Origin of the sequence: Proteus myxofaciens ATCC 19692 (assembly GCF_001654855.1) — a bacterium.
Taxonomy (GTDB): domain Bacteria; phylum Pseudomonadota; class Gammaproteobacteria; order Enterobacterales; family Enterobacteriaceae; genus Proteus; species Proteus myxofaciens.
Genome location: NZ_LXEN01000101.1, coordinates 1 through 7380, shown reverse-complemented (window position 1 = coordinate 7380; position 7380 = coordinate 1). Strand labels below are relative to the sequence as shown.

At 30.1% G+C, this 7380-nt stretch carries 7 protein-coding genes and 1 pseudogene; all 8 read right to left on the bottom strand.

The window, feature by feature from the left end; translation table 11 throughout:
• Positions 1 to 126: 126 nt before the first annotated feature.
• Positions 127 to 1254: a hypothetical protein gene (locus tag M983_RS10805; protein WP_066750242.1), complete on the bottom strand. Its 1128-nt coding sequence runs from the start codon at positions 1252 to 1254 to the stop codon at positions 127 to 129.
• Positions 1255 to 1259: 5 nt separating this feature from the next.
• Positions 1260 to 2102, bottom strand: coding sequence for a prepilin peptidase (locus tag M983_RS10800; RefSeq protein WP_083954590.1), 843 nt, complete (start codon positions 2100 to 2102; stop codon positions 1260 to 1262).
• Positions 2103 to 2135: 33 nt separating this feature from the next.
• Positions 2136 to 3164: a type II secretion system F family protein gene (locus tag M983_RS10795; RefSeq protein ID WP_066750240.1), complete on the bottom strand. Its 1029-nt coding sequence runs from the start codon at positions 3162 to 3164 to the stop codon at positions 2136 to 2138.
• On the bottom strand, positions 3148 to 4698 hold the full coding sequence (locus tag M983_RS10790; protein WP_066750238.1) for an ATPase, T2SS/T4P/T4SS family: 1551 nt from the start codon (positions 4696 to 4698) through the stop codon (positions 3148 to 3150). Before M983_RS10790 ends, M983_RS10795 begins: the two co-directional genes overlap by 17 nt.
• A complete protein-coding gene (locus M983_RS10785) occupies positions 4679 to 5221 on the bottom strand; it encodes a hypothetical protein (RefSeq protein ID WP_066750237.1) in 543 nt (180 codons plus the stop codon). Before M983_RS10785 ends, M983_RS10790 begins: the two co-directional genes overlap by 20 nt.
• Positions 5209 to 6033 carry a hypothetical protein gene (locus tag M983_RS10780; protein ID WP_066750235.1) on the bottom strand — a complete coding sequence of 275 codons (825 nt, stop codon included), beginning with the start codon at positions 6031 to 6033 and terminating at the stop codon, positions 5209 to 5211. The genes M983_RS10785 and M983_RS10780 overlap by 13 nt, the downstream gene beginning before the upstream one ends.
• A gap of 4 nt (positions 6034 to 6037) precedes the next feature.
• Complete coding sequence (locus tag M983_RS10775; RefSeq protein WP_157091955.1) at positions 6038 to 6592, bottom strand: hypothetical protein; 555 nt, start codon at positions 6590 to 6592, stop codon at positions 6038 to 6040.
• Positions 6570 to 7380, bottom strand: a pseudogene (locus M983_RS17565) (type II and III secretion system protein); the annotation flags it as partial. The pseudogene M983_RS17565 and the gene M983_RS10775, both read right to left, overlap by 23 nt.

Here is a 7380-nt window from a genome sequence, read left to right as displayed (position 1 = left end):
AAGTGCTTTTTTATTTTTTAAAGCCATTTATAAAATAAAAAAAACACTTACTTATTAAATATATTTAACAGGTAAGTGTTGTAAGTAATAAAAGTTCATTAAAAGCGAAAGATTAAACCTATCTCTCTATTTATATTTTTCACCTCGTAATGTACAGACATTTGAACCTATATTTGGATAAGTGACAGAATCAACATAACAATCATAATGTTTTAATTCTGCCGCAGGTAAATATTTTATTTCTCCTGATGTTCTTTTTTGCAATGTATATTTAGGTTCTCCACAAATGACATCTTTATTTTGTTTTTTAGAAGCATCACAGTAGCTTTTATTAAGCTCAGTTAATAAATCATATAACTTATCCCCAGTAACAATGCTTCCTACCTTAATATTTGGTTTTCCTAACCTAATACTGGTATTCATAGGTAACTTATCATATTCATTAATATTTCCCCAGAGCGTTACATTAGCATAGGTTTTATCTCTTAATAAATAGAGGGTTTGATCTGAAAAAGGTATCCAATAAAAATCACCAGTATAAATACCATTAGCGGTTTTACTCTTACAAAGTTCTGTATTAGGAGGGCAATAACTAAAATAAGGGCAACTGGCGATCATCGCGAAAACCCCATCATTTTTGGTAACCAGTGTATCTGTAGTTACTTTTACCCCTAATTTTGCTTTCGGTTTTGTTGAACAATCAGGGCCCTCAAATTCTGCTGGAAAAGAATACCCTCGATACAATTTAAATGCACCCGTATTTTCGCCGCTAATAACACCAGAAAAACTATATTCATGATAATTAAAACTAAACGGTTTATTTGTGATAAGGGCATGGCTATTTCCCTTCTCACACACTAATTTTGCATCTGCATCACCAAAACCATCATTATCATTAAGAAATTTGCGCTTCTTATTTGAAAAGCAATATTCGTAAGTAACATAATTATTTTGATAAAGTGACATGAAAATATCAAGGTAGAGATCTTTATTAATTTTATAGACAAACGCGAAATAATTGCCACGGCCTATCCAGCCCTTAGACTTAAGTAACCCCGTTGTGCCTGGTTTAATCGGCACTTTTGGATTGTAACCTTTATCAGATCTAGGCCCATAAGAGGAATATACATACTCTAAAGTTATTGCAGATTTATTCTTTACATCCATCCGCAGATAATGCGCTTTATCCGCATAAACAGACATACTAAAAAAAAACAAAAAAGTATAAAAGATCTTTAAAGTTAATTGTTTCATTATAACTACCTACTCATAAAAATATATAGCATATAAAAATAGATAGATAGACATATTGCTGGACCAAAGGGAATAACATTATCCTTTTGCTCAATCAAATCATCTAAATAATCTTTATTCTCTATAGAAGAAAAATGGTATTTTTTATTTAATCCAAAAAATAAAATACCAATCAATGATGAAAGTATAATTAAATAAGGAATATTAAAAAAACCGACCCATGCCCCACCGACTGCAAATAACTTATAATCACCAAAACCTAATCCATCTATTCCTCTTGCTATTTTAAAGATAAGCCCTGAAATAGAAATAATGATAAAAGCGAAAATAGCTCCTGAAAAAGAAGCAGCAATACTGATTGGGATAAGTTTAAAATAAGCACAACATAACCCCATAATTAATAAGGTATAACTCATCACATCAGGGATAATAAAATGTTTTAAGTCAATAAAAAAAATACAATATAAATAGCTAAAAAGGATTAATATTGCAGCAATAGAAAACAAACTAAATTCAGGATATAAATATAGTTCAGTGAATAAAAAAACGAGACCAAAAACAATTTCCGTTATCATATAACGAATAGAAAATGAAGTATTACAATAACGACACTTCCCTTTTCTTAATATCCAACTTAATACAGGAATATTATCTCTTTTTAGAATTTTATTTTTACACGTTGTACAATGTGACTCAGGATAAGACAAAGACATTTTTTTAAACGTGCTATTATTATTTTGTAACATAATTAATGGATAGCGGTAGATAACAACATTAACAAAGCTACCTACACACAACCCAAGAATAAAAATAACACAGGGTATATACCAACATAGAAATAAGCTCATAATATTTCCATATGTAAATTAGAAAATTATATTTTAGGACGCTGACATTTTAGATAGCTGATCAGATAAGGAAAATAAGGCAAGGAATACCCAAATAACCGTTCCACCTAATAATAATGTTGAAAAGCTTTTTAATAGTCCTGCCAATTTTTCTATCTTGGTATTAATATTAACTTTAGTAATATCAGACACTGAAGATAACACGTCAAAAAATGAAGGTAGCGCTGAGTATAAACTTATATTTAATAAAATATTTTTATCAAAAATACCCGTATCAAGTACCTGTCCATAGTTTAAACCATTAGACATATTACGCTTCATTCTATTAATGTGGGAAAGTAACCATCGATTAGAGTTTAATGAAATAATATCAAAGCCTTCCTGCATTGGAATATTATTCTTTAACATTGACGCTAGGTTACTAATTAAAATTGCAGCATTTAATTGCTTATAAATAGAAAAAGGAATCACCCTATCTAAATAGTTATCACGAATAATACCTGTCGTATTGGCTAACAACAATTTGATAATAATAACGGCAATAACAAATGCAATCCCGATTTTAATCCATAATCCCGCTGCAAGATCTAATCCTAATGTATAGAGTGAACTTGTGACCGCAGGCCAACGAGAAACAGGTAATACTCGCTCAAAAGCGGGAAAAACTTTAAGAGAATATCCTGCAATAACAACTAATGCGAGACAAAACATAATCAATGGAAATGCTAATGATTTTTTAATTTTTCCATTGAGCTCATCTTTATAGTTAATAATATTAACTAGACCCTCAAATCCATCAGCAAGTGTTCCCGATTTTTCAGAAGAATAAATTAAACTCAGCTCTTCTTTAGGAATAAAAGGTTCAAAAGAAAAACTCAGTGATTCACCTGAAGTCATTCTTTCTAAAAAAGCATTTAATTTTTTAATAAACCCTCGACCTAATATTGATTGTCCTTCATCTTTTAATTTTAAAATAGAATCATAAAGGGGTAGATTTGCTTTGATCATATCGGCACAAAATTGATACAGATATAGTCTTTGCTTTTTAGTGAATTTTTTCAAAAATTATCTCCATATCTTCATCTTCAATATTTCCAAACTCATGTGTAAACCAGTCATAGCAAATCATTCCTTTTATAACAAAGGCCATCGTTTTTTCTTTAATTGAAAATCCTTCACTAATGCCGGGGTATGTGAATCGTTTTTTTCGCCAATGGATATAAGCATCAAGCCAATTACTTCTGGATATAGCAACTAGTTCATCTTGTTTGGGTAACATATATTCAGCAATTAATTTTCGACCTTTTATTCCTGTAAATTTACAGTGCTTACAACCGTCGTTATTTTTTACTTTCACAGAAATAGTCCGATGACATAGTGTGACCGTTTTTTCATTACAGCAATTAGGACATACCACTGGCATTAATTTTTGACATTGTAAGCCAGCAATAAAACCGGGTGTTGATAGCTTATCACCGGTAATACCTAATGCACTGAGACGCTGAAGTAACGTTACAATGCTACCGGCATGAACAGTAGTAAAACAGTAGTGCCCACTTTCAACAGCGCCTGCTAATGCATTAGATGAAACGGTATCTCGGATTTCACCAATCATTAAAACATCAGGATCTCGCCTTAGTGCAGATTTAATCGCAGCATGGAAACCACCACCACTAACATCTAATACTGAACTCTGTTTTGTACCATAAATATAATATTCAACAGGATCTTCAACGGTAATAAAACAGCCCTTGTCGTCATAGCGATTTATTTGTAACCATTCCATGACTGTTTTTAATGTCGTCGATTTTCCTGAGCCTGTAGTACCGGCAATAAAATAAACGCCATAGGGATTACTGAGTATTTTTTTTACATCTGCAATCTCTTCAGGTGAAAACCCTGTTTTTTCTAAGCTAGGGTTAACAACCTTATCAATATCTGCTGATATAATTCGTAATACACAGTGATAGCAATCAGGTGATTCACCAAATATAGGAAAGTGTGCATATCTAAAACGGAATTTTTTATCATTCAATGTATAGAGAATATTTGCACTTTGCGGTATTTGCCGATTCCATGTTGTTTCTTTGGTAGTCGCTTCAACATTATAAAGAACAAAGACAAGCTCATCACAACGTGCTGAATACATTTGCGAATGTAGTCTTAATTCACCATTAATACGAAATTCTATTTTTGATAAAATATCGCCACGTGTAATATGTAAATCACTCGCACCTGATTCAGTCGCTAATGTTAATAATTGCTCTAATTCTATTTGTACATCACTCGCTTTGACTGATGTTTTAGCTTTAACTTGTTGGGAATATTGTTCTAATATTTCAAAATAACAAACTTCTTCAACCAGCAATATGTTATTAACATATAATTTATATTTTTTATTTATATAAATTAATCTTTCTCTTATTAATGAGAAATTATTCGTCGATATATCAAATGATAAGAGATAATTTTCACCATCCTTCTCAGCAATGACTAAATTTTTTTCCAAAAGAGTAAATTCATAAGGTAAATTATTTAAAGATGCCCTATTAATCGTAAGTTTAAAAAAATCTACTTCATCGAGATGAGACAACATAACGATTATTTCTCTTATTAATAATATACCTACTTCCTGCGTTATCTTTAAATTCTTTATTTAAATCTAAAAAGGAGATTTTATTATCCATTAACACACCAAATTTACTGACTCCAGCCACTTCTGAATAAAGAACAATTTGCGGAGATGATGGTTTCTCATATTTTACTTCTTGTGTATTTTCTGAATATTCATCTTCTTGATAAGAATTATTATTTATTTTCTCATCAGATTTAGCATTAGTTTGCTCTATTTTTGCAATTTCACTTTTTAGCTTGGCAATTTCTAACTCATTTTGTAGTCTATTTCTTTCTGTTTCAAATGAAATAGAATTACTCAGATAACCTAATAATTGTTTTTGATCTAATGAAATATCATCTGTATTAACAGTTTCGTCTTCTTGTTGGATATTTTCATTTTCACTTGTCTGTGCAATTTCTCCTTGCTGTGGCTCTTCAGCAAAGGAGGACATTGGTAATGCAGTTAATAATACAATAAAAGATAATTTAATTATTTTTTGCATATAAATTTCCCTTCTAAAATAACTGTTTTTGGCGTATTTTTTATTTTTGTCAAATTGGTGATTAAAAATGAATTTTGAAAGGGTTTCCCTTGCCAAAATATCTTCATCATCAATGGATTATCTGTTTGTGTAATTGTAAATGTACCAACCATAAAACCATAACTGTGTTTATAGTCAGGATAAGAACTTTCTTGTGATGCAACACTATTTTCTGGTAACGATGTTAATGTAATTTTATCATTTGCGCTATTTTTCGAGCTATTATAAGAATAAATATAATTTAACATGTCATTACAGTTCACTAGCTTAATTTCTTTATCTTCTTGAAAAAATTTAGATAGTGTATTGTTATTAAGCTCAGACTCTACTCCTGAATAGGATAACTCCCTATCAGAAAAAATAGGCTTATAATGTTTACCAAAGAAAATCTTTTCCTGTGAATTAAAAATTGAATTATTTCGCAAAATATAATTAAAATCACAGTTATTAATATCGCATTGATAATAATCTTCATTAAAACCGGTTTCGAGTAAAGGTATTCGGCTAATATTAATTTCACCTAATACCTTGACAAGTTGGTTAATACTCGCACCTTCAAAAGCTTTTTCATAATAATTAGTAATCGCTTTCTTCGCATTTTTTATTTGATTTTCTTTAAGTTCTTTTGCTAACTTTATTTCTTCTTGCTCTTTATAATTTGAATAATAGAAATAAGAACATGAACCAATAGCCACTGTTAAGCTTACACTAACAATTGCGATGATCTGTTTTGTTTTTCCAGAATTCTTCCAATTATCAATAAATTTATTCATACTGTTATATATTCACAATAGAACCAATAAAAAAGATCACAGAAAATGAAGAGATAAGAAATAAGGTTAAAAGAGATAATGATAATCTTTTATTCTTTTTTAATGTATATGCTTTAACGGTGCAATACTCATCAAGAATGACATTAAGATTATGATTATCTAACTCCTTTATCTCCAAATCTTTATATTCAGAATAATCTTTATGAATAATAAAATGCTCTAACATTTCTTTATTAATTACACAGTCAGTTTCACATGAAACATCACCATCTTTAATTATTAATAAATAATAAAGCTCATCTTCATCTTTAGTAAACTTTATATAATAAAAACCATCACCATAAATTTCATTTATATAAATAGCAAGAACCTGATAATGGTTTATATTTTTTGGCAAATAACACAGATTATTAGAACGTTTACATTTTATTTTCTTTAAACCTTTAAGATTATATGGAGATTCTACTGTTTTATCTGCACTAATCCATATATTTTGAATACGTAATCCTTGATCTAATAAATCAAGAAATGTCGTTTTATTCATGATTAACTGGGGCATTGTTATAGTAATCCACACCAACGACCATTACTGTTGTATTATTTTTATTCGCTTCTGATCGCCCATAAGAGAATATACCAATATTGCTACCATCATTATTTTCTTCTGAGTCAAACTCACCCACGATAGCAATATTGCCAGGACGTAATAGTGAGGTATTAAACATCTGTATTGAGGAGATATTTGGCAGCATCAGCTCATTATCACCTTCACCAACACGTTTAAATCCATTCAAAGTACTTCGAGTAAAACCACTCACAACTTCTATATTGCCATTTGACATAATTCTCGGCGTAATAATAAAGCTGGTTCCCGTTGTTAATGTCTCAGTAGTAACTTGTGTCTCAATATAATTCGCATTGTCATTACCACTACTATTTGATGCTTTTGTTCTGCCCGCAACATAATTCTCTGAATTTGTCATACTAAGAGGAATAGGGATATTATTTTTAGTAACAAAAGTCCCACTTTGCAGTAATTGTTTTCCTGTTAATTCATAAAGTGCTTCTAATTGTGCACCTAGCTTAAATTTAGGATCATCTCCGCCACTAAAATTAGAAGATATACTTAATCCACTATCAGTTATCTGTCCTAAAATACTATTATTGAAACCAATATTTGTCCCACTCTTATTAAATGCAAAGCCTAGCTTAGCCTCAAGATCTCGTGTTTTATTTTTATCAAGTATATAAATTTTATAGCTAACAACAAATTGTTTACCATTTTCTTCTTGGTAGTCAGAAATGATTTTCTTTAAATTGGCATATTCAGAATTCTTGCCCGTAAAT

Excerpts from the sequence above, each read along its gene's own strand:
- M983_RS10785 (WP_066750237.1), bottom strand. The coding sequence starts at position 5,221 with ATGCAAAAAATAATTAAATTATCTTTTATTGTATTATTAACTGCATTA.
- M983_RS10780 (WP_066750235.1), bottom strand. The coding sequence starts at position 6,033 with ATGAATAAATTTATTGATAATTGGAAGAATTCTGGAAAAACAAAACAG.
- M983_RS10790 (WP_066750238.1), bottom strand. The coding sequence starts at position 4,698 with ATGTTGTCTCATCTCGATGAAGTAGATTTTTTTAAACTTACGATTAAT.
- M983_RS10775 (WP_157091955.1), bottom strand. The coding sequence starts at position 6,592 with ATGCCCCAGTTAATCATGAATAAAACGACATTTCTTGATTTATTAGAT.
- M983_RS10805 (WP_066750242.1), bottom strand. The coding sequence starts at position 1,254 with ATGAAACAATTAACTTTAAAGATCTTTTATACTTTTTTGTTTTTTTTT.
- M983_RS10800 (WP_083954590.1), bottom strand. The coding sequence starts at position 2,102 with ATGAGCTTATTTCTATGTTGGTATATACCCTGTGTTATTTTTATTCTT.